Origin of the sequence: Amycolatopsis dendrobii, assembly GCF_014145675.1 — a bacterium.
Classification (GTDB): Bacteria; Actinomycetota; Actinomycetes; order Mycobacteriales; family Pseudonocardiaceae; genus Amycolatopsis; species Amycolatopsis dendrobii.
Genome location: NZ_JACGZW010000020.1, coordinates 127,152 through 149,224, shown reverse-complemented (window position 1 = coordinate 149,224; position 22,073 = coordinate 127,152). Strand labels below are relative to the sequence as shown.

The following is a 22,073-nucleotide window of genomic DNA, read 5'->3' as shown; positions in this document are numbered from 1 at the left end:
GAGTTCTTCCACGACCACCAGAACCAGGCAGACCGCGGCGAATCGGGCAGTCGGCGGCGCCCTTTGCGGACGGCCATGAGCCGAACCGGCGCGGGTCGAGTTTGGGCATGCGCCAGGGGCAGCTTCCCTTTGCGCTTCCGCGTCGGAGCGGCTTGGGTGCGGGAGATCGTTGCGGCGGGCGGGGAAACCCGACGAAAGTCGTCACTCGGTTGCGGCAGGATTCCGGCATGCGTGCGTTCCGGAGGGTCCTGGTCCTCATAGCGGTGCTGTCGGTGTCGTCGGGCGGGGTCGCCGCGGCCTCCTCGCTGCCGTCGTGGCGGCTCCTGCCCACCGAAACCACCGCGCAATTCCGCGGCCTGTCCGCAGTCAGCGAGCGGGTCGCCTGGGTCAGCGGCACCCAGGGCACCGTGCTGCGAACAGCCGACGGCGGCCGCAGCTGGCGGCCGGTCGGACCGCCGGACACCGGGAAGCTCGAGTTCCGCGACATCGAAGCCTTCGACGCCGACCACGCGGTCGTGCTGTCGATCGGGCCCGGTGCGGATTCCCGGATCTACCGCACCGACGACGCCGGGAAGCACTGGCGGCAGACATTCAGCAATCCCGATTCCGCCGCGTTCTACGACTGCCTCGCCTTCTTCGACCCGTGGCGCGGGCTCGCGATGAGCGACCCGGTCGACGGGAAGTTCCGTATGCAAGCCACCTTCGACGGCGGCCGCAGCTGGAAACAGATCCCGGACACCGCGTTCCCGCCCGCCGAGCCCGGGGAAGCCGGATTCGCGGCCAGCGGCCAGTGCATCGCCACCTCCGGACCGTTCGACGCGTGGCTCGCCACCGGCGGCGGCCCGCATGCCCGCGTCCTGCACTCCGGCGACGGCGGCCGGCACTGGACCGCGGCCGAAACCCCGCTGCCGAGCAGCGCGTCGGCTGGAGTGTTCGCGGTCGCGTTCCGCACGCCGTGGCAGGGCGTCGCGATCGGCGGCGACTACGCCAACCCGACCGCACCCGGCCCGGCGGTCGCGTTGAGCCACGACCGCGGCCGCAGCTGGCGCACGCCGCCGGAACATCCCGCCGGCTACCGCTCGGGGCTCGCCTGGCGCGGCGGCACGGTGCTGGCCGTCGGACCCGGCGGGAGCGATCTGAGCCGCGACGGGGGAAGGCGCTGGACCTCGTTCGACAACGGCAGCTTCGACACCGTCGACTGCACGTGGTCCGGCGCGTGCTGGGCCAGCGGAGCCAAGGGGCGCGTGGCGAAGCTGATTCCGTAAGAGGGAACCCGTTCCGGGCAGCGCGCCCGCCCGCGGCGGCGGTGCGTGACGGGGCGCGCGCGGAGGGTCCCGCCGCCGCACGCGGGCTGACCAGGCGCGACGCGCGAGGGCTGGACCTCACGATCGCGCGCGGCGGGGAGAGCTAGAGTCGTCTGGTGTCCACCGCACGCGCCGAACGGCTGGTCAACCTCGTGCTGGCCCTGCTCTCCACCCGGCAGTACCTCACCGCGGAGCGGATCCGCGGGATCGTGCCCGGGTACGCCGACGCGGCCAGCGACGACGCCTTCTTCCGCACCTTCGAGCGGGACAAGACCGAATTGCGGGAACTCGGCATCCCGCTCGAAACCGGCCGGAACTCCGTCTTCGACCCGGTCGAGGGCTACCGCATCGCCCGCCGCGACTACGAACTCGGCGAGATCGACCTCGCCCCCGACGAGGCAGCGGCCGTCGGGCTCGCCGTCCGGCTCTGGGACTCGCCCGAGCTCACCGGACAGGCACAGGGCGCGCTGGTGAAACTGCGCGCGGCCGGCGTCGAGGTCGACGACCAGGCCCCGACCGTGATCGAGCCCCGGGTGCGCGCGGAACCGGCGTTCGCGCCGATGCTCGCCGCCGTCCAGGCCGGGCAGGCGGTCCGCTTCGAGTACCGGCGCAGCGGCTCGCCCGAACGCCGCATCCGCACGCTCGAACCGTGGGGCGTCGTGTCCTGGCGCGCCCGCTGGTACGTCGTCGGGCACGACCGCGACCGCGACGCGCCCCGCTGTTTCCGGCTCTCCCGCGTCACCGGGAAGGTCGCCGTGATCGGGAAACCGGGCGCGGTCGTGCGGCCCGAGGGCGTCAACCTGATGCAGCTCGTGTCGGTGACCGGCGGCAGCGAGGACCCGGCCCCGGTCACCACCGCCCGGCTCTGGATCGCCGACGGCCGCGCCGCCGGAGTGCGCCGCCGCGGCGACGTCGTCGGCCGCGAGACCGTCGCGGGCGAGGAAGGCGACGTGATCGAGATCGGCCTGTACTTCCCGGAATCGGCCGCCGACTGGATCGCCGCGCAAGGCCCCGACGTGCTCGTGCTCGAACCGGACGTGCTCGCCAAATCCGTGCAGCACCGGCTCGAGGCCGTGCTCGCCCGCGCCGGGCAGGGGAGCGTCCGATGAGCGCCTCCGGCGAACGGATGCCGAGACTGCTCGCGCTCGTGCCCTACCTGCTCGCGCGCCCCGGCATCCGGATCGACGAGGCCGCGCAGGACTTCGACGTCACCCCGCGCCAGCTGCGCAAAGACCTCGAACTGCTGTGGATGTGCGGCCTGCCCGGCTACGGCCCCGGAGACCTCATCGACCTGTCCTTCGAAGGCGACACCATCGTCGTCACCCACGACGCCGGGATGAGCCGCCCGCTGCGCCTCACCGGCGGCGAAGCCACCGCGCTGCTGGTCGCGTTGCGCGCGCTCGCCGAAACCCCGGGCGTGGCCGACGGCGACGCGGTCCGCCGCGCCATCGCCAAGATCGAGGACGCCGCCGGGCAGGCCCGCCCGGCCGGAGTCGTCGTCGGGGGAGGAGTGCGCGAAGGAGCCCGCGCCGCCCGCACCCGCGAGACCGTCTCCGGCGCGCTGCAGGACGGCCGCGCGCTGCGGATGCGCTACTACACCGCCTCGCGCGACCAGATCACCGAACGCACCGTCGACCCGATGCGGCTCGTCATCGTCCAAGGCGTCGGGTACCTCGAAGCCTGGTGCCGCCGGGTCGAAGGCGTCCGGCTCTTCCGCCTCGATCGGGTGGACGCGCTCACCGTATTGGACGAACCCGCGGCCCCGCCCGCCCACGCACGGCCCACCGACCTGTCCGACGGGGTCTTCTCCGCCCGTCCCGATCAGCGGGTCGCCCATCTCGTGCTGGACCCCGACGCCCGCTGGGTCGCCGAGTACTACCCGTGCGAGGAACTGGCCGAACTCGACGGCGGACGGCTGCGCATCGCGATGCGCTACAGCGACGAGCCCTGGATGGTCCGCCTCGTGCTCAGCCTCGGCGGGGAAGCCCAGGTGGAGAGCCCCGCCACACTCGCGCAGGCAGTCGGTCGCCGGGCCGCCGACGCCGTGGCGCGTGCCCGTCACCTCATGTCCATCTCCGACCGATAAGGTGGTTTCAGTGCCGTACCTGCCCGTCTATGTGCTGCTCGCGGCCGGCCTGCTCGTCCTGGCCCTGCTGCTGGTACGGACCGCCGGAGTCTTGCGCCGCTTCCGCCGCACCATGAGCATGGTCAGTGCGGACACCCACGACCGGACCGGACTCATCCGGGCCCGGTCCGCGGCACTCCGTGTGGCCGTGGCCGAACGCCGCCCGGCGACCGGCAACAAGTAACATCAGCACAGACCCCAGACAAGGAGGGCAGACGACCATGAACGCGCTGCAGCCGTGGCACATCATCGTTCTGGTGCTCGTGGTGGTTCTGCTGTTCGGAGCGAAGCGGCTCCCGGACGCGGCCCGGTCCATCGGCAAGTCCATGAAGATCTTCAAGGCCGAGACCAAGGACCTGACCGGCGAACAGAAGGCCGAAGCCGAGGCCGAGTCCGCCGACACCCGGCACATCGCCGCCCCCGCTCCCGCGCAGACCGCGCAGGACAAGCAGGTCGCCGACCTCCAGCGCCAGCTCGACGAACTGAAGAAGCAGCAGGCGGCCTCGGCCGACCAGCCGCAGAAGAACGCGAGCTGACCCTCCGCGCGCACCACCCGGTCCCCGGTCCACGGCGGCGCGCCGGCGCGGCGCGCCCCGGCGGGCTCTGACGAGAACGGAACGACCAGTGGCGGAAGCCGCCAACGGCAACGGCAGCCGGTCCAGCAAGCGGAGCCGGCGCAGCCGTCGGAAAAACCCCGACGGCACGATGACGCTCATCGAGCACATCTACGAGTTCCGCCGCCGGCTCGGCTGGGCGGTCGTTTTCGTGGTCATCGGCGCGATCTTCGGGTTCATCTGGTTCGGCCAGCGGTTCGGGCCGATCCCGTCGCTCGGCGACATCATGACGCACCCGTACTGCGCCATCCCGAAGGAACAGCGGTTCGGCGGCGAAACCGGCTGCCGCCTGCTGCAGACGGTCCCGTTCGAAGTCTTCATGCTCCGCCTGAAAGTCGGCGTCGCCGCGGGCGCGGTCCTGCTGTCCCCGGCCTGGCTGTACCAGCTGTGGGCGTTCATCGCCCCCGGCCTCTACGCCAAGGAACGCAAGTACGCGCTGACCTTCGTCGCCTTCGCCTCGGTGCTCTTCGCCGCCGGCGCGGTGCTGGCCTACCTGCTCGTCCCGCACGCGCTCGCGCTGCTCGCCGGGTTCGGCCAGGACCAGTTCGTCACCGCCCTGACCGGCGACAAGTACATCTCGTTCATCCTGTCGCTGCTGGTGATCTTCGGCGTCAGCTTCGAACTGCCGCTGCTCGTCGTGATGCTCAACCGCGTCGGCGTGCTCAAGTACCAGCAGCTCAAGAAGTGGCGCCGCGGCATCGTGTTCGCGCTGTTCGTGTTCGCCGCGTTCGCCACCCCCGGCTCGGACCCGTTCTCGATGCTCGGCCTCGCCGCCGCGCTCACCCTGCTGTTCGAGATCTCGATCCAGATCGCCCGCTTCCACGACCGCAAGCTCGACCGCGTCCGCCAGGACGAGGGCTGGGACCAGCTCGCCGACGACGAGGCCGCGCCGTTCCACTACACGCCGACCACCGCCGACGGCGAGGAACCCGCCGCGCAGAAACCGGCGTCCGGCCGCTCCGGCCCCACTGACGACATCACCTGACCGTGGGCCTGAACGCAGCACTGGCCGTGCACCCGGCCTCCGGACACGGCGCGGCCGCCCGCCTGGCCGAAGCGGTCGCGGCGCGGCTGCGGCCCGCCGTCGACCGGCTCGACCTCCTCGTCGCCACCAGCGTCGAGGAATCCCGCGCGCTCATGCGGTCCTCGCACGCCGAAGGCCTCGACGTGCTCATCGTCCTCGGCGGCGACGGCGCGGCCCACCAGGGCGTCCAGTTCTGCGCCGACCACGGCGTCGCGCTCGGCCTCGTCCCCTCCGGCACCGGCAACGACTTCGCCCGCGCCCTCGGCGTCCCCGCCGACCCGCGCGCCGCCACCGACGCCCTCGCCAAAGCCCTGCAAGCCGGGCACCGCCGCAGCGTCGACCTCGGCCGCGTCGGCGACACCTGGTTCGCCACCGTGCTGTGCGCCGGATTCGACGCCGCCGTCAACGCCCGCGCGAACGCGATGCGCTGGCCCGCCGGACCCCGCCGCTACGACCTGGCGATCCTCGCCGAACTCGCCGCGTTCAAGCCCAGCCCGATCGTCGTGCACACCGACGAAGGCGCCCTTTCCGGGGAGACGAGCCTGATCGCCGTCGGCAACACCCCGTACTACGGCGGCGGCATCCCGATCTGCCCCGACGCCACCCCCGACGACGGTCTCTTCGACGTCACCGTCATCGGCGCCCCCGGCCGCGCCCGCCTGCTCCGGATGCTGCCGCAGCTGCGCACCGGCGAGCACGTGCACAAGTCCAGCGTCGAGACCTTCCGCACCCGCACCCTGCGCATCGAAGCACCCGGCTGGCCCGTCTACGCCGACGGCGAAGACCAGGGCCGGGCGCCGGTCGAGGCGACCTGCGTGCCCTCCGCGCTGATGGTCGTCGCGCCCCCGCGGTGACCGGCGGCACGCCGCGTGCGGAATGTCGGGGGCATGTGGAACCCTGACGGGGTGGCCACTAGCCCTTCACCATCGCCGGCCGAGGCCTACGCTGCCTCCCGTCGCCGCGCCAAGCACCCCCAGCTGACCCGGTTTTCCGCCGAATCGGCCTTCGAATTCGACGATTTCCAGATCCGCGGCTGCGAAGCGCTCGAAGAGGGCCACGGCGTCCTGGTCTGCGCCCCGACCGGGGCGGGCAAGACCGTGGTCGGCGAGTTCGCCGTCCACCTCGCCCTCGCCGAGGGCCGCAAATGCTTCTACACCACGCCGATCAAGGCCCTGTCCAACCAGAAGTACGCCGACCTCGTCGAACGCTACGGCAACGACGCCGTCGGCCTGCTCACCGGCGACACCTCGATCAACGGCAACGCCCAGGTGGTCGTCATGACCACCGAGGTGCTGCGCAACATGCTCTACGCGGGCAGCTCCGCCATCCCCGAACTCGGCTACGTCGTCATGGACGAGGTCCACTACCTCGCCGACCGCTTCCGCGGCGCGGTCTGGGAGGAAGTGATCCTCCACCTGCCCGAGCACGTCCGAGTCGTCGGCCTGTCCGCCACCGTCAGCAACGCCGAGGAATTCGGCGAATGGCTCGTCGAGGTCCGCGGCGACACCACCGTCGTCGTCGACGAACACCGGCCGGTCCCGTTGTGGCAGCACATGCTCGTCGGCAACCAGTTGCTCGACCTGTTCGCCGGCCAGAACGAGGCCGACCCGGGGGAGCAGCTGCGGATCAACCCCACGCTGCTGCGCAAGACCGACGACATGGGCCGCTTCGCCCCCAACTTCCGCGGCCCGCGCGGCGGCCGCCGCGGAGGCCCGCCGCGCGGCCCGAGGTTCCGGCCGCCGTCGCGCGTCGACGTCGTCGAACGGCTCGACCACGCCGGGCTGCTGCCCGCGATCGTGTTCATCTTCTCCCGCGCCGGCTGCGACGCCGCGGTCGCCCAGTGCGTCCGCTCCGGCCTGCGGCTCAACGGCCCCGAGCAGGTCGAGGAGATCCGCCGGATCGTCGACGAGCGCACCGCTGAGCTGCCCGAGGGCGACCTCGGCGTCCTCGGCTACTGGGAATGGCGCGAGGCGCTCGAACGCGGCTTCGCGGGCCACCACGCGGGCCTGCTGCCCGCGTTCAAGGAAACCGTCGAGGAACTGTTCGTCCGCGGCCTGGTCAAGGTCGTGTTCGCGACCGAAACCCTCGCGCTCGGCATCAACATGCCCGCCCGCACCGTCGTGCTCGAACGGCTCGTGAAATACAACGGCGAGGCGCACGTCGACCTCACCCCCGGCGAATACACCCAGCTCACCGGCCGCGCCGGCCGCCGGGGCATCGACATCGAAGGCCACGCCGTCGTCGCCTGGCAGCCGGGGGTCGACCCGAAGGCCGTCGCCGGGCTCGCGTCCACCCGCACGTACCCGCTGCGCTCGTCGTTCCGCCCCGGCTACAACATGGCGGTCAACCTCGTCGCCCAGGTCGGCGCGGACGCCGCCCGCGACCTGCTGGAACAGTCGTTCGCGCAGTTCCAGGCCGACCGGTCGGTCGTCGGCACCGCGCGCCGGATCGAACGGAACAAGGAAGCCCTCAAGGGCTACACCGCCGCGATCTCCGGCGACTTCGACCAGATGCTCGAGTACGTCGAACTCCGCGCGCAGATCTCCGCCCGCGAGAAGACCCTGTCGCGGCAGAACACCTCCTCCCGCCGCGCCGAGACCGCCCAGTCGCTGGAGAAACTGCGCAAGGGCGACGTCATCCCGGTCCCGGCGGGCCGCCGCGCCGGGCTCGCCGTGGTCGTCGACCCCGGCCTCGACCCGATCCGCGAACCCCGGCCGGTCGTGGTCACCGAGGACCGCTGGTCCGGACCGCTGTCGGTCGCCGACTTCCCGGCCCCGGTCGAGGCGCTCGGCCGGATCAAGCTGCCCAAGCACATCGAACTGCGCTCGCCCAAGACCCGCCGCGACATCGCCTCGTCGCTGCGCAACGCAGGCATCGCGCTGCCCGGCCGCCAGCGCCGCCGGACCGCGGCCGCCGACGACGCCGAACTCGCCTCGCTGCGCCGCGCCCTGCGCGCCCACCCGTGCCACGGCCTTGCCGAACGCGAGGCGAACCTCCGCTGGGTCGAGCGCTACCAGCGCCTCTCCGCCGAAACCGAACAGCTCGAACGCAAGGTCGCGGCCACCACGCACTCGCTCGCCCGCGCGTTCGACCGGATCCTGCGGCTGCTCGGCGAACGCGGCTACGTCCGCCCCGGCGACGGCGAGGACCGCGTCACCGAACACGGCCGCCGCCTCACCCGCCTCTACAGCGAATCCGACCTGCTCGCCGCCGAATGCATCCGGCACGGCGTCTGGAACGGACTCGGCCCGGCCGAACTCGCCGCCGTCGTGTCCACCCTCGTGTTCGAGGCCCGCCGCGACACCGCGGGCGAACCCCGGCTGCCCGGCGGCGCGGTCCCCGGCGCGTGGCAGGAAACCAGCAGGCTGTGGGTCGAACTCACCGAGGACGAACGCCGCCACCGCCTCGACCGCACGCGCGAACCCGACGCCGGATTCGCGTGGCCGGTCTACCGCTGGGCGCGCGGCGAATCACTGGAGAAAGTCCTCACCGCGGCCGAGACCAACGGGCAGGAACTGTCCGCGGGCGACTTCGTCCGCTGGTGCCGTCAGGTGATCGACCTGCTCGACCAGATCCGCGACGTCCTCGGCAAAGAGGATCCGGTCGGTTCCGCGGCCGCGCAGGCGGTCCGGGCGCTGCGCCGCGGCGTCGTGGCGGCGGGCGCGGCGTGAGCGCGAGGGCACACCTTAGTAGCGACTGCGCGCGGACACGTGTGCCAGGTCCAGACCTGTGGTTGGATCGCGCACGACACCCGCGGCCCGGCCTGCGGATGCGGACAGACGAAGGCGGAGGCTAACGATGAGCACGCCGTATGGCGGCAACGACCCGCGGCAGCAGCCCCAGTACGGGCAACAGCCCTACGGCCAGGACCCGAACTACGGGCAGCAGCCGGGCGGCGCGTACCCGCAGAGCGGGCCGCAGCAGCAGCCGTACCCGCCCCAGCAGTACGGCCAGCAGCCCTACGGTCAGGACCCGCAGTACGGCCAGCAGCCCGGCGGCTACCCGCAACAACAGCCGCCCCAGCAGCCGCAGTGGGGCCAGCAGCCGCCGCAGTACGGGCAGCAGCCGCCCTCGTACGGCCAGCAGCAGCCCTACGGCGAGCCGCCGCAGCAGTACGGCGGCCAGCAGCCAGGCCAGTACGACTACGGCCAGCCCGGCGGGCCCGCGCCGGAATCCTCGGGCGGGTCGAAGAAGGGCCTGTTCATCGGGATCGGCGCGCTCGTCGTCGTGGTTGCCGTCGTGGCGATCCTCGGCTTCGTCGCGCCCGGCTTCTTCAAGACCCAGGTCTTCAACAACAACCAGATGCAGACCGACGTCGCGAAGCTGCTCACCGACACCTACAAGATCCAGGGCGTCAGCGGAGTCACCTGCCCGGCCGAGCAGAAGGTGGAGGACGGCGCGAAATTCGAGTGCACCGCCACCATCAACGGCAAACCGCAGCAGGTCCCGATCACCGTCAAGGGCACCGACGGCAACTACGAGGTCTCGCCGCCCGCGGCCAAGTGACCCCCGGCAATTCGGGGGCAACGCCAGGAACTCAAGGCGAGGTCGCGGGGGCGGCGTGGCTGCCCGGGCCGCAGGGGCCGACGGGACCGCGGCGGCACGTACTTCACCGGCCGCGCTGCGTGCCCCGGTGAGGTACGTGCGGGTTCCCCTCACGTACCTTCGCCGTGCCCGGCGCGGTCCGGGGCCGGTGCTGCGCATCCTCCGGCGAGCATCGCGACAGCGGACCCAGTGCGGCAGCCAGCGGGGCGCCGCAGCTCAAGTTCCCGGCATCGGCAATTCAGTGGCGGTCAGGCGCCCGGCCCGGCAATGATCGGAGCATGAGCGACCGCACCGTCCGCATCCTCCGTCCCGACGAGCAGCGCAAGGCCTGGGACCTGTTCCGGGCCGCGCTGCACGTCCAGCCCGGCACCGACGAGGAATGGGAACGCGTCTCCGCGGCGTACCAGGCCGAACGCAGTTGGGGCGTCTTCGAACCGGACCTCGTCGGCACCACCAGGTCCTTCGAATCGGAGATGGTCGTCCCCGGCGGAAAACGGCTCCCGCTGGCCGCGGTCACCGGCGTCGGCGTCCGCGCCGGACGCACCCGGCGCGGCGTGCTCAGCGCGCTGCAGGCCGCGCAACTGGGCGACCTCGCCGAACGAGGCGTCGCGCTCGCGCTGCTGCACGCGTCCGAGGGCGCGATCTACGGCCGCTACGGCTACGGCGTCACGACCCTCGCGAACCAGGTCGTGGTGAAGAAGCACCGGGCGCAACTGCGCCCGGACGTGCCCGCCGGGGGAGAAGTCACCGTGCTCGGCATCGACGAGGCCGCCCCGCGATGGCCGGAACTCTATGCCGCGACCGCAACGGGCCATGTCGGCGCGATGACGCGGCCGGAGATCTACTGGCCAGGGTTCGAGGGGCACCTGCGCCGCCGCGCGAAACTCGTCCAGACCGCCGTGCATCGCGGCCAGGACGGCACCGACGGCTACGTGATCTACCACGTCGAAGAGGGTGCCGCGCACGACAGCGGCAAGCTGCAGGTGGTCGAGTTCAGCTACGCCAACCCGGCCGCGTTCGCCGGGCTGTGGCGGTTCCTGCTGTCGGTCGACCTGGTCGACGAGATCGTGCTCGCGATGCGCCCGCTCGACGAACCGCACGCGCTGCTGTTCACCGACCCGCGCACGGCGAAAACCGAAAGCACCGAGGACGAAAGCTGGCTCCGGCTGGTCGACGTGCCGGCCGCGCTCGCCGCCCGCACCTACGGCCCGGCCGAACCCGTCGTCATCGAGGTGTCCGACCGGTCGCTGCCCGCCAACGACGGCCGCTACCTCGTCGGGCCGGACGGAGCGTCCCGTACCGACGCGGAACCCGCGCTGCGGCTCTCGGCGGACACGCTGTCGATGCTCTACTTCGGCACGTGGCGCGCGTCGGCGCTCGCTGACACCGGCCGGATCGAGGTGCTCGACCCTGCCGCTCCCGAAGCCGCCGACGTTCTCTTCGGCACGCGCGAATCGGTGTGGTGCGGTACGTTCTTCTGACCGTTGACCAGACGTTTCGCGCAGAGGAGCGGGTTTGATGCGCGCCGTGCGGGTGCTGTTGTTGTGCGGCTTGGGAATGCTCGCCGCCGCGGGCTGCGACAGCGGGACGCCGCCGCCCCCGGTCCACACCGTCACCGTCACGCCGAACAGCCCCGCGGAGCCGGGCGTCGCGTCGTCGTCGGCGCCCAGCTCTTCCTCGGCGATGCGCGTGTTCGACTCCCGGGTGATGGCTTCGGCCGTCACCCGGCTCCTCACCACCGACTACAAGGTCGCGAACGTCGGCGCGGTGTCCTGCCCGGACCGGCAGCCCGTCGCCGACGGCTCGCGCTTCCAGTGCACTGTGGACATCGCGGGCACGACGAAACACGTCCCCATCACGGTGACCGGCGCGGACGGCAACTACCGCGTCGACCCGCCCCAATAGGCCAGCGGCGCTAAATCCGATAGCCGCGCGGGGTGCGGCATTGGTTCAATCGGGACATGAGCGACTACGTGGTACGCCAGATCACCGACGCCGAAAGCCGCGCGACTTTCGACCTTCTGGTGCGGTCCCTGCACGGGAACCCGCCCTCGGACGAGCGCTGGGCGCGGGTCGGCGATTCCTGGACGGCGGACGGCCGGACCGGAGCGTTCCACGACGGCGAACCCATCGGCATCGCCAGCTCGTTCGCCACCCGGCTCACCGTCCCCGGCGGCGAGACGGTGCCGATGGCGGCGGTCGACGGCGTCGGCGTCCGCGCCGACTGGACCCGCCGCGGCGTGCTCACCGCGATGATGGACCGGCAACTGCACGACTTCGTCCAGCGCGGCCACGTCGTCGCCGCACTGCACGCGAGCGAAGCGCTGATCTACGGCCGCTTCGGCTACGGCGTCGCGACCCGCATGGCCACCATGCAGGTCAAGCAACCGGCCCCGCTGCGCGACACCGTCGTCGCGCCCGGCCGCGTGCGGCTGCTGTCCACCGACGACGCGATCGCGGCGATTCCCGCGCTGTACCAACGAATCGACACCGGCCGCCCCGGCCGGATCGCCCGTCCGGAACTCTGGTGGCCGATCGCGTTCAACTGGCATCTCCACCCGGACGGCGGCAACCACCGCGTCGCCGTCCACAGTGGACCGGACGGCGACGACGGCTTCGCCGTCTTCCACGTCGTGCCGCAGAACAGCTACCTGGATCCGGAACGCGGCGCCGCGCTCGAAGTCCACGAACTGCACGCGGCGTCGCCGGAAGCGCTGGCCGGGCTGTGGCGATTCCTGCTGTCGGTCGACCTGATCGAGGTCGTCAACGTGCGCGGCCGCCCGGTCGACGATCCGGTGGGTCTGCTGCTCGTCGACCCGCGCCGCGCGCACACGATCGGCGTCGACGACGAACTGTGGCTGCGGTTGATCGACGTGCAGGCGGCTCTCGCGGCCCGCGCGTACGGCTCCGCGGAACCGGTCGTGCTGGAAGTGAACGACCGGATGCTGCCGGACAACCGCGGCCGCTACCTGGTCGGCGGCAACGGGGTCGAACGCACCGAGGCCGACGCCGATCTGCAACTCGACGTAGACACCCTGGCGATGCTGTACCTCGGCGCCTGGGAAGCCGGTCCGCTCGCGTTGTCCGGCCGGATCACCAGTGCCAGCGCGGAAACCCTGGCCCGGGTGGACGCGCTGTTCCGCACCGGGACACAGCCGTGGACCGGCACGCACTTCTGACTTGCGGGAGGGGCCCGGCGCAGTCTTCCCGAGCGGGGCAGGCTCTCAAGGCCAGGGAGGCGAGCGGTGCCGCTGAATATCCACAAAGGACGCCAAGGTCCGCGGAACGGCCGATCCGGCACCGTGTGGCTGGCTTTGGCCGGTCGTGAGGGGAACCCTGAGCGAACTGCGCCCTCAGGGTTCCCCTCACGGACAGCGATCCGATGCCGGGCTGGCCGCCCGCAGCCAGTGCGAGGTCCCTTCGGGTCACTGGCGTGGGGGTCAAGCTCCGGGCAGCGCTGCCAGCAGCCGATCCACCGAGCGGCCCAGATTCCACCGCTCAGCCAGCTCCGCCACCCGCTTCGGATCGGCGGGCGCGGCCGGCACCGCGTCCGGTCCGGACTGCACGACCTGCGCGTCCACCGCGACCCGCACCACGGTGGGTGCGACGGCGAGATAGTCCGCGGCGTCGGAAAGCCGCAGCCGGGTCTTCAACGGCACCCGCGAATCCCCGGCCGAGGCCGCGGCGACGAGTTCCTCCAGCGAACCGAACTGGGTGATCAGCTTCGCCGCGGTCTTCTCGCCGATCCCCGCCACGCCCGGCAGCCCGTCCGACGGGTCGCCGCGCAACGCGGCCATGTCCGCGTAAGCGGGCCCGGCGTGCTCGGCCGGAACGCCGTACTTCTCGGCGATTTCCCGCTGCCCCAGCACTTCCGCCTTCGCCCAGCCCTTCCCGACGTACACCACCGACGTCGGCGTCGGCTCCTCGCGCACCAGCTGGAACAGGTCGCGGTCGCCGGTGATCACCTCGACCGGCGCGTCCTTTTCCCGGGTCGCGAGCGCGCCGATCACGTCGTCCGCCTCGTAGCCGTCAGCCTCCGCGACGGCGAACCCGAACGCTTCCAGCACTTCCAGGATGATCGGCACCTGCGGGGTCAGCGTGTCGGGCACCTCTTCGACGTCCGCCCCGCCGTCCCCGGGCTCCGCGACCCGGTGCGCCTTGTAGCTCGGCAGCAGATCGGTGCGGAACTTCGGCCGCCAGTCCGCGTCGAGACAGGCGACCAGCCGCGACGGACGGCGGTCGGTCAGGATGCGCGCGATCGTGTCGGTGAACCCGCGCACGGCGTTGACCGGCGTCCCGTCGGGCGCGGTCATCGAATCGGGCAGCGCGTAGAACGAGCGGAAGTAGAGGCTCGCGGAATCGAGGAGAGCGAGTGGTCCGGTCACCCGCACAGCCTGCCACGCCCGGCCCGCCGGCTCATCCGACGCGCCGGTCCAGCCGCGACGGCCACCAGACGCGCCCGCCGAGATCCACCGTCAGCGCGGGCACCAGCAGCGACCGGACCAGCAGCGTGTCCACCAGCACGCCGAACGCGACGATGAACGCGATCTGGGCGAGGAACAGGATCGGGATCACCGCCAGCGCGGAGAACGTCGCCGCCAGCACGACTCCGGCCGAGGTGATCACGCCGCCGGTCACCGCGAGCCCGTGCAGCGTTCCGTCCCGGGTGCCCCGCCGTTTCGTTTCCTCGCGCACCCGCGTCATCAAGAAGATGTTGTAGTCGATCCCGAGCGCGACGAGGAACACGAACCCGAACAACGGCACCACCGGATCCGCGCCGGGGAAGTGCAGCAGGTGGTTGAACACCAGCGCCGAGACCCCCATCGTGGCGGCGAACGACAGCACCACCGTCGCGATCAGCAGCAGCGGAGCCAGCAACGCGCGCAGCAGCAAGGCGAGCACGGCGAAGATCACCACCAGCACGATCGGGATGATCACCGCCCGGTCCCGGCGCGAGGTCTCCTGCGTGTCGAGCTGGATCGCGGTCTGCCCGCCGACCTTCGCCTCCGCCGAGGGCACCGCGTGCACGGCGTCGCGCATCCTGCCGACGGCCGCCACCGCGTCCTCGGAATCGGCCGGCGCGGAAAGGACCGCGAGCAATTCGACCCGTCCGCCGGCTTCGAGCGGACGCCGGTCGGGCCCGGCGAGCGGGAAGACGGCCGCGACGCCCGGTACGCGCGCGGCCTTGGCCACCTCGGTCGCGGCTCCGGCGTTGGCGACGATCACCGCCGGAGATCCCGACCCGGCGGCGAAATGCCGGCCGAGCACCTCCTGGCCGGTCACGGAATCCACCTTGGCGAGGAACACGTCGGACTGCGCGGTGCCGGACGCCTTGAGCTGCGGGAGGAACGCCGCCCCGGCGACGAGCACCAGCGCCGACAGCACCCAGACCGCTCGCGGGCGCGCGCCGACCGTGCGCGAGACCCGGCCCCAGATCCCGGAAGTCTCCGGATGCGGCGAACCGTGCCGCGGCCGGAACGGCCAGAACGCGCCCCGCCCGCACAGCACGAGCATCGCGGGCAGGAAAGTGGTCGAGGCGAGCAGCGCCGCGCCGATCCCGATCGCGGCGACCGGGCCGAGTCCCTTGTTCGAGTTCAGATCGCTGAACAACAGGCACAGGACGCCGAGGACGACCGTGCCCGCCGAGGCCGCCACCGGCTCCAGCGTCGCCCGCCAGGCCAGCCGCATCGCGTCGAAGCGGCCCGGGGTGTCGCGCAGCTGTTCGCGGAACCGGGCGACCAGCAGGAGCGCGTAGTCGGTCGCCGCTCCGAACACGAGGATCGAGAGGATGCCCTGGCTCTGCCCGTTGAGCGCGAGGACGTCGTTCTTCGCCAGCAGGTACACCACCAGGCTCGCCAGGGCCAGCGCGAACACCGCCGAGACCAGGACCAGCAATGGCAGCAGCGGGCTGCGGTAGACCACGAGCAGGATCAGCGCGACGACCGCGCCCGCGACGATCAGCAGCACCCCGTCGATCCCGCCGAAGGCGGTCACCAGGTCCGCGATCTGCCCGCCCGGCCCGGTGACCAGCACGGTCAGCCCGTCCGGGCCGCTGCCGAGCTTTTCCCGGACTTCCTTGACGATCTTCGCCGGATTCCCACCCGCGTCGACCGGCACCGAGAGCTGCGCGGCCTTGCCGTCCTCGGAGAGGGTCGCGGGCTTCACCGGGCTGGCGACCCCGGCCACCGCGGCGGTGCGCGCGGGCAGGCCGCCGAGGTAAGCGCGGTCGGCGGAGGTGAGCCCGGACTCGCGCTCGGCGACGACGACCGCGGGCAGCGTCGGGCGCGGAGCGAACGCCTTCTGCTCGTCCTGCACCTGCGTCGCCTCGGCCGAGCGCGGCAGGAACGCGGCGTTGTCGTTCTTCGAAACGGTGCTCAGTTTTCCGGCGAACGGCCCGCCGATTCCGCCGACGGCGAGCCAGACGACGACGAGCAGCGCGGGCAGCACCCAGCGGATCCTGCGGCTGCGGCTCGACGCGGGCGGGACTGCGGGCTCGGCCATGGTGGATACAGTCCTTCAGGCGAATGATCGGGAGAAAACGTTCAGCAGGCTGAACATATCGCACGGGAGAGGGCCGATGGACCCTGGGGAGACCGAGCCGGGCGCCGACGAGCTGGCCTCCTGGCCGACCGGGCGGCTGCTCGCGGTCGCGGCGCGGCTGGTCGAACAGCAGTGGACCTCGGTGCTCGCGGAGCTGGGACTGACCCACGCCGGGCTGATCGTGCTCCACCTGCTCGGCGAAGGCCCGCTCGCGCAGCGCGCGCTCGCCCGCCGCTGCGAGGTGACCGACCAGACGATGAGCCGCACCCTCGAGCGGCTTTCCCGGGAAGGGTTCGTCGCCCGCGCGCCCGACCCCGCCGACTCCCGCCGCCGCCTCGTCGCGATCACCGCGGCCGGACGCGAAGCGCACGCGCGGGCGGTTCGCGCCGAACGGGACCGCATCGGCTTGTCCGGGACCGGCATCGCCGACGACCAGTTGCGCGAACAGCTGGTGCAGTTGATCTCCGGCCTGCGCGAGGACCGTCCCGCAGCGTCCCCGGCCGGTCGGGACGGCAGCGGCGGCTCCGGGTACTAGGCTCGGCGTCATGTCGAGCCGATCCCTCCACACGCCCGCTCCCGACGCCGCCGCGCTCCGCGCCCGTCTCGACCGCGCCGCGAAAGCGGCCGCCGCCGCGAACACCGACGCGCTGCTCGTCGCGCCCGGATCCGACCTGCGGTACCTGCTCGGCCAGGCGGGCGGTTCGTTCGAGCGGCTGACCACCCTCGTCATTCCCGCCGAGGGCACCCCGGCGCTCGTCGTGCCGAAGCTCGAAGCCCCCGGCTACGCCGACGTGCCCACCGACGACCTCGGCGTCGAAGTGCTCACCTGGGTCGACGGCGACGACCCCTACCGGCTCGTCGCCGACCGGCTCGGCAAGCCCGGCCGGATCGCGGTCAGCGACTTCACCCCGGCGCTGCACGTGCTGTCCCTGCGCGCCGCGTTCGGCGACGCCGAGCAGACCCTCGCCGGGCCGATCGTGCGCGAACTGCGGATGCGCAAGGACGCCGCCGAGATCGAGGCGCTGCGCAAGGCGGGCGCGGCGATCGACCGCGTGCACGCGCGGATGGGCGAATGGCTGCGCGCCGGCCGCACCGAGGCCGAGGTCGGCGCGGACATCACCGCCGCCATCGTCGAAGAGGGCCACACGCACGCCGACTTCGTCATCGTCGGCTCCGGCCCCAACGGAGCCAGCCCGCACCACGACGTGTCCGAGCGCGTCATCGAACGCGGCGACGTCGTCGTGATCGACATCGGCGGCCCGGTGCCCGAGGGCTACAACTCCGACTCCACCCGCACCTACTCGATCGGCGAACCCCGCGACGCCGACGTCGCCGAGACCTACGCCGTGCTGCAGCGCGCGCAGCAGGCCGCCGTCGACGCGGTCCGCCCCGGTGCCACCGCGGAGAGCATCGACAAGGCCGCGCGCGACGTCATCGACGCCGCCGGCTTCGGCGAGTACTTCATCCACCGCACCGGCCACGGCATCGGCCTCGACGTGCACGAAGAGCCCTACATCATCAAGGGCAACGCGCTGCCGCTCGAGGCGGGCATGGCCTTCAGCGTCGAGCCCGGCATCTACCAGCCGGGCCGCTGGGGCGCCCGGATCGAGGACATCGTGCTCGTCACCGACTCGGGCGTCGAGTCCGTGAACACCCGGCCGCACGAACTGGTCGTGCTGGACGCATGAGCGCGGTTCGCGAACGGATCACCGCCGAGGAGGCCACGGCATGAGCGGGCCGCTGGAACCGCTCGACCAGGCGATCGTGCAGGAGCTCGCCGCCGACGGGCGGCGCAGCTTCACCGATCTCGCCGAACGGGTCGGGCTGTCGGTCTCGGCGGTGCACCAGCGGGTGCGCCGCCTCGAACAGCGCGGCGTCATCCTCGGCTACACCGCCCGGCTCGACGGCGAGCAGATCGGCCTCCCGCTCACCGCGCTGATCTCGCTCACCCCGAACGACCCGGCCGCGCCCGACGACTACCCGCAGCGGATCCAGCACATCACCGAGATCGAGTCCTGCTATTCGGTGGCCGGCGACGAGTCCTACATCCTGCTGGTGCGCGTGGCCTCGCCGCTCGGCCTCGAAGACCTGCTCCGGCGGATCCGCGAGGCCGCGAAGGTGTCCACCCGGACGACGGTCGTGCTGTCCACGCCGTTCGAGGGGCGGTCGCCGACGCTGTGAGCGCCGTCGAGGCTGTGAGAGTGGTACGGTAAAAGGTATGGCAACACGTAAGGTGACACTCTCGCTCGACACCGGTGCGCTCGAGTACGCCGAGCGGGCCGCGAAAGCGCACGGAATCTCGGTCTCGTCCTGGCTGTCGAAGGCGGCTCGGCGCGAGGCGGTTCGGACCGGGTATACCCCGCAGCGGGCTCCTGTCGCGCCTTCCGCTGAAGCGGATGAGGCGGAGCGGGCGGCTGCGGAGAAGGAGATGCGTGCGCAGGGGTGAGGTTTGGACCTACCACCCGCCTACGGATCCGGCTCGGCAGCGGACCGTGGTGCTGCTGTCTTCGGACGGGGTGAACGAGTCTGAGCGGCCTTGGTTGCTGGGGACTGAGCTGCTGGATCGGGATCCGCAGGACATTCTCGGGGTGGCGGTGGATGCTCGGTATTGGGTGTCTACGTTGAATCTCACGCGGCTGTATCGGCCTTGGCTGGCCGAGCGGATCGCGGAGGTTGACGGGGATGTTCAGGAGCAGATCGATGTGGCTTTGAGGGCTGCGTTGGATTTGTGAGTCGTGCTGGGGGGTCGGCTCGTCGCCTGGCGGCGACATTGCGCCCGGTCTTGGGTTGCGTGGGGCACCCCGAAGGGTGATTGTGCTGACGGTTCGGGGGTGCTTGTCAAGGCGGGAAAGATGCCTTGACAAGCACCCCCGAACCGCAGGGAGGCTTCGTATCGGGGTTGGGGGAGGGCTGGGTGCCTCGATGGTTGGGTGCCTCGATGGTTGGGTGCAGCGGTGGCGGGTTGGTGTTCGTGCGCACGGGTTGGGTGCGTGGGTGCGTGGGTTCGGTGGGGTTCGCGGCGTGCGGTTAGCGCCCCAATGTGGCATTGGGTGCGTCAGACGCACCGAACGCCACATTGGGTGCATGCGATGCACCCAATGCCGCATTGGGGCGCATCGCGGCGTGCGAGGGGCTGTGAAGGGCCCCTTGAGGGAATCCAAGTCCGGGAAGGGGCCCTTGACGGAACCGCTGGAGGGGCGGGAGGGGAACCTTGAGGGAATCAGAGTTCGTGAAGGTGGCCCGCACGCAGCGGTGAACCTCGCGACGTGGGGGGCTAGCTCACTGGTTCGGGGACGGCGTGGAGTTTTCCGTCGGGGCCTGCCAGGCAGGAGGCGTTTCCGCGCTGCGTCGTCAGGAAGTCCGTGAGGCAGTCGGCGATGGCGGCGTGTCCGGCGGCGTTGGGGTGGAAGGATTCCTGCAGTGCGTGCGTCGCCCGGTCGACTTGGGTCAGGTCGTTCAAATGCAGGGTGAGGCGGGTGAACCATTCTGTCGCCAGATTCGGGCCGCCGGAGCAGGCTTCGTGGTTTTCGCCTGCGCGGGCCAGGTCCAGGAAACGGGCGCCGGATTGGGTGGCTGCTTGTTTGATTCCCGCGGAGAGCGTGCTGATTCCGGTGGTCGAAATCCACTGCAGGTCGTCGGTGCGGAAGGGGCAGCCGTTGAGGCTTTGCAAGTCCGCTGGGATGTCCGGGCCGACCGGGGTGGCATAGGACTGGAGGACCAGCTGGTAATCGGCGGGGACGTATCCGGCGTCGGCTAGCACTTTTTTCACGTCGCCTACCGCGTTCGCCACTTTGGGGACCATGGCGTCCACTTTGGACTTCCAGGTTTCCTTCAAGGCGACGTTGCAGGACGGGCCGTCGGAGGAGAACCAGGCTTTGAAGCATTCGCTGACTTGTGCGGAGAATTTCGGGTCGTCGTTCGCGCCCACCGCGATCACTACCGCTGCCACCCGGTGGTTCTTCACCACGTCGGCCAGTTGTGCGGCTTGGGAACGTTCGCCCCACTGTTTCGCGTCGCCGAGGGCGACTTGGGCGGCGGGGGCTCCGGAGCAGGCCAGGTTGACCCGGGCGGTGATGCCGGGGATGCGGACCTTCTGCACGAACGCCGCCGACGAGCGGTGGCACCAGTCGCCGTTCTTGCCGTCGGTGTCGGGGCTGTAGGCGCCTGCCCCTTCGCCGGAGACGGTGCTGTCGCCGATCGACACGATGGTCAGCGGGCCCCGGCCGGGCGGGCCCTGCCGGGGAAAGGGCTGGCCCGGGCGGCTCTCGGTGCCGAAAAAGACGAAGAAGCCTACGAGCAGGGCTACGCAGGCGAGGACCAGCGCCCCCCACCACCACCGGAATCGTCGCATCGCTCGCCAAGTCTAGCGAGAACCTGGACGACATCGTCAGGGTTGGCGGGGGGTGGGACGCGGGTCACGGGTCGCTAAGGGTCCACTGTGGACTCTTCGGGTTAGTCGGCTGCCCAGATCGCGGGCTTGCGGTGGGTCCACGGGGCGGCCCGCTCCAGCTGTCCGGCCAGGCGGAACAGCAGGTCTTCGCGGCCGAAGGCGGCGGTGAACTGCATCCCGATCGGGAGTCCTTCGGCTTCGGCCAGCGGGACCGACATCGACGGAACCCCTGAAACGTTCGCGGCCGCGGTATAGGGGGACCGGTCCAGGATGCGGTCCAGCCAGCCGAGGCCGTCCAGCTGGTCCGCGCCTTCGCCGTATGCGCCGAGCAGGACCGGCGGCTCAGGCAGGGTCGGGGACAGGAGGACGTCGTAGCGGGCGAAGTGCTGGGCGAGGGTTCGGGACACCTGGTTGCGGATCGCCAGGGCGCGGACGAATTCGCCGGCGGTGACCTGGTGGCCGTAGCGGTAGCTGGCGAGGGTGACCGGTTCCAAGGTGGTCTCGTCGACCGGGCGGCCGGCCGCGGCGGCGATGCCGTCGATCCACGGGGCCAGGTTCGCGGTCCACATCCGTGCGTTGCCGAGGACGAATTCTTCCCAGGAGACGCCTAGCGCCAGCGTGGCCTCTTCGGCTTCGTGGCCCAGGGAATCCAGCAGCCCGATGGTTTCTGACAGGGCGGCGGAGACTGGTTCGGTCGGCTGGCGGCCGCCCCAGGGCTGGCGCAGGACTGCGATGCGCAGGCGGCCTGGATCGAGTCGGGCTTCCTCGGCGTAGGGGCGAGCAGGACGAGCAGCGAAGTACGGGTCGCCGGGTTCGGGGCCTTCGATCAGGTCCAGCAGGACGGCGCTGTCGCGGACAGTCCGGCTCAGACTGCCTTGCACGGCCAGACCGTTGAAGACCTCGTCAGCACCGGGGCCCTGCGAAATCCGGCCGCGAGTCGGCTTCAGGCCGAACAATCCGTTGTACGAAGCGGGGACTCGGATGGAACCCGCGGCGTCGGTGGCGTGGGCGAGGGGGACGATTCCGGCGGCGACCGCGGCGCCGGAACCGCCGCTCGAGCCGCCCGCGCTGCGGCCCGGGGACCACGGGTTGCGGGTCGCGCCGTAGAACTCCGGTTCAGTGGTGGTGCTGTAGGCCATTTCCGGCGTGGCGGTGCGGCCGATGGTCGCCAAACCCGCCTGGCGGAAGCGGCGCATCAGGAACGAGTCTTCGGGCGACACGGCGCCCGCGGCCAACCGGCTGCCGAGTTCGCTGCGTTTGCCTGCCATGGTGACGCCGAGGTCCTTGACCAGGAACGGCACGCCCGCCAGCGGGGCGGAACCGGGAGCGGGAGAGTCCTCGGGCGGCCAGGTTTCCACTACGGCGTTGATCCGCGGGTTCACCGCTTCGACTGCTCGCGCGGCCGCGTCGGCGACCTCGGCCGCGGTCACCTCGCCGCGGGCGATCAGGTTCGCCAGGCCGACCGCGTCGCAGCTCGTGTATTCGGAGATTTTCACCAGCACGTCCTTCGCGAGACTCCTCCGTATTGAGT

21 protein-coding genes are annotated in these 22,073 nt (G+C 71.5%); 17 read left to right on the top strand and 4 right to left on the bottom strand.

Annotated elements, in window-relative coordinates; translation table 11 throughout:
• The first annotated feature begins 227 nt into the window (after positions 1-227).
• From H4281_RS41320 to H4281_RS41265, 12 genes are all read left to right on the top strand, one after another.
• Complete coding sequence (locus H4281_RS41320) at positions 228-1,265, top strand: WD40/YVTN/BNR-like repeat-containing protein (protein ID WP_182896296.1); 1,038 nt, start codon at positions 228-230, stop codon at positions 1,263-1,265.
• 155 nt (positions 1,266-1,420) lie between these two features.
• Positions 1,421-2,413 carry a helix-turn-helix transcriptional regulator gene (locus H4281_RS41315; protein ID WP_182896295.1) on the top strand — a complete coding sequence of 331 codons (993 nt, stop codon included), beginning with the start codon at positions 1,421-1,423 and terminating at the stop codon, positions 2,411-2,413.
• Entirely contained in the window at positions 2,410-3,390 is a 981-nt protein-coding gene (locus H4281_RS41310; protein ID WP_182896294.1) for a helix-turn-helix transcriptional regulator, read from the top strand. Before H4281_RS41315 ends, H4281_RS41310 begins: the two co-directional genes overlap by 4 nt.
• Before the next feature lie 10 nt (positions 3,391-3,400).
• Positions 3,401-3,613, top strand: a complete 213-nt coding sequence (locus H4281_RS41305) for a bacteriophage holin (RefSeq protein ID WP_182896293.1) — start codon at positions 3,401-3,403, stop codon at positions 3,611-3,613.
• Between the two features lie 37 nt (positions 3,614-3,650).
• The gene (tatA, locus tag H4281_RS41300) at positions 3,651-3,965 is read left to right on the top strand and encodes a Sec-independent protein translocase subunit TatA (RefSeq protein WP_182896292.1); all 315 of its coding nucleotides are present in this window, start codon (positions 3,651-3,653) and stop codon (positions 3,963-3,965) included.
• 88 nt (positions 3,966-4,053) lie between these two features.
• Positions 4,054-5,028 (top strand): twin-arginine translocase subunit TatC, encoded by a 975-nt coding sequence (tatC, locus tag H4281_RS41295; protein ID WP_182896291.1) that lies wholly within the window; start codon positions 4,054-4,056, stop codon positions 5,026-5,028.
• Between the two features lie 2 nt (positions 5,029-5,030).
• The gene (locus H4281_RS41290; RefSeq protein ID WP_182896290.1) at positions 5,031-5,921 is read left to right on the top strand and encodes a diacylglycerol/lipid kinase family protein; all 891 of its coding nucleotides are present in this window, start codon (positions 5,031-5,033) and stop codon (positions 5,919-5,921) included.
• Between the two features lie 51 nt (positions 5,922-5,972).
• Entirely contained in the window at positions 5,973-8,738 is a 2,766-nt protein-coding gene (locus tag H4281_RS41285; protein ID WP_312872282.1) for a DEAD/DEAH box helicase, read from the top strand.
• A gap of 127 nt (positions 8,739-8,865) precedes the next feature.
• Positions 8,866-9,573, top strand: coding sequence for a DUF4333 domain-containing protein (locus H4281_RS41280; RefSeq protein WP_182896288.1), 708 nt, complete (start codon positions 8,866-8,868; stop codon positions 9,571-9,573).
• A 317-nt stretch (positions 9,574-9,890) separates the two neighbouring features.
• Positions 9,891-11,093, top strand: a complete 1,203-nt coding sequence (locus tag H4281_RS41275) for a GNAT family N-acetyltransferase (protein ID WP_182896287.1) — start codon at positions 9,891-9,893, stop codon at positions 11,091-11,093.
• Between the two features lie 37 nt (positions 11,094-11,130).
• A complete protein-coding gene (locus H4281_RS41270; RefSeq protein ID WP_182896286.1) occupies positions 11,131-11,517 on the top strand; it encodes a DUF4333 domain-containing protein in 387 nt (128 codons plus the stop codon).
• Positions 11,518-11,573: 56 nt separating this feature from the next.
• The gene (locus tag H4281_RS41265) at positions 11,574-12,791 is read left to right on the top strand and encodes a GNAT family N-acetyltransferase (protein WP_182896285.1); all 1,218 of its coding nucleotides are present in this window, start codon (positions 11,574-11,576) and stop codon (positions 12,789-12,791) included.
• 261 nt (positions 12,792-13,052) lie between these two features.
• On the opposite strand, the gene H4281_RS41260 is transcribed toward H4281_RS41265, so the two are convergent.
• A complete protein-coding gene (locus H4281_RS41260; protein WP_182896284.1) occupies positions 13,053-13,997 on the bottom strand; it encodes a 5'-3' exonuclease in 945 nt (314 codons plus the stop codon).
• 31 nt (positions 13,998-14,028) lie between these two features.
• The gene (locus H4281_RS41255; protein WP_182896283.1) at positions 14,029-16,113 is read right to left on the bottom strand and encodes an MMPL family transporter; all 2,085 of its coding nucleotides are present in this window, start codon (positions 16,111-16,113) and stop codon (positions 14,029-14,031) included.
• A gap of 76 nt (positions 16,114-16,189) precedes the next feature.
• Between H4281_RS41255 and H4281_RS41250 the strand changes: the two genes are divergently transcribed.
• Genes H4281_RS41250 through H4281_RS41230 form a run of 5 tightly spaced genes read left to right on the top strand, consistent with a single transcriptional unit; the run spans position 16,190 to position 18,884 of the window.
• Positions 16,190-16,687 carry a MarR family winged helix-turn-helix transcriptional regulator gene (locus H4281_RS41250; protein WP_182896282.1) on the top strand — a complete coding sequence of 166 codons (498 nt, stop codon included), beginning with the start codon at positions 16,190-16,192 and terminating at the stop codon, positions 16,685-16,687.
• A gap of 10 nt (positions 16,688-16,697) precedes the next feature.
• Positions 16,698-17,840, top strand: coding sequence for a M24 family metallopeptidase (locus H4281_RS41245; RefSeq protein WP_182896281.1), 1,143 nt, complete (start codon positions 16,698-16,700; stop codon positions 17,838-17,840).
• Between the two features lie 40 nt (positions 17,841-17,880).
• Positions 17,881-18,333: an Lrp/AsnC family transcriptional regulator gene (locus tag H4281_RS41240; RefSeq protein WP_009078207.1), complete on the top strand. Its 453-nt coding sequence runs from the start codon at positions 17,881-17,883 to the stop codon at positions 18,331-18,333.
• A 37-nt stretch (positions 18,334-18,370) separates the two neighbouring features.
• On the top strand, positions 18,371-18,598 hold the full coding sequence (locus H4281_RS41235) for a hypothetical protein (protein WP_043830397.1): 228 nt from the start codon (positions 18,371-18,373) through the stop codon (positions 18,596-18,598).
• On the top strand, positions 18,585-18,884 hold the full coding sequence (locus tag H4281_RS41230) for a hypothetical protein (protein WP_067585532.1): 300 nt from the start codon (positions 18,585-18,587) through the stop codon (positions 18,882-18,884). Before H4281_RS41235 ends, H4281_RS41230 begins: the two co-directional genes overlap by 14 nt.
• A 542-nt stretch (positions 18,885-19,426) precedes the next feature.
• Here H4281_RS41230 and H4281_RS41225 read toward each other — a convergent pair.
• Positions 19,427-20,503 carry a GDSL-type esterase/lipase family protein gene (locus H4281_RS41225; RefSeq protein ID WP_182896280.1) on the bottom strand — a complete coding sequence of 359 codons (1,077 nt, stop codon included), beginning with the start codon at positions 20,501-20,503 and terminating at the stop codon, positions 19,427-19,429.
• Positions 20,504-20,604: 101 nt separating this feature from the next.
• Positions 20,605-22,038 carry an amidase gene (locus tag H4281_RS41220; protein WP_182896279.1) on the bottom strand — a complete coding sequence of 478 codons (1,434 nt, stop codon included), beginning with the start codon at positions 22,036-22,038 and terminating at the stop codon, positions 20,605-20,607.
• Positions 22,039-22,073: the final 35 nt, after the last annotated feature.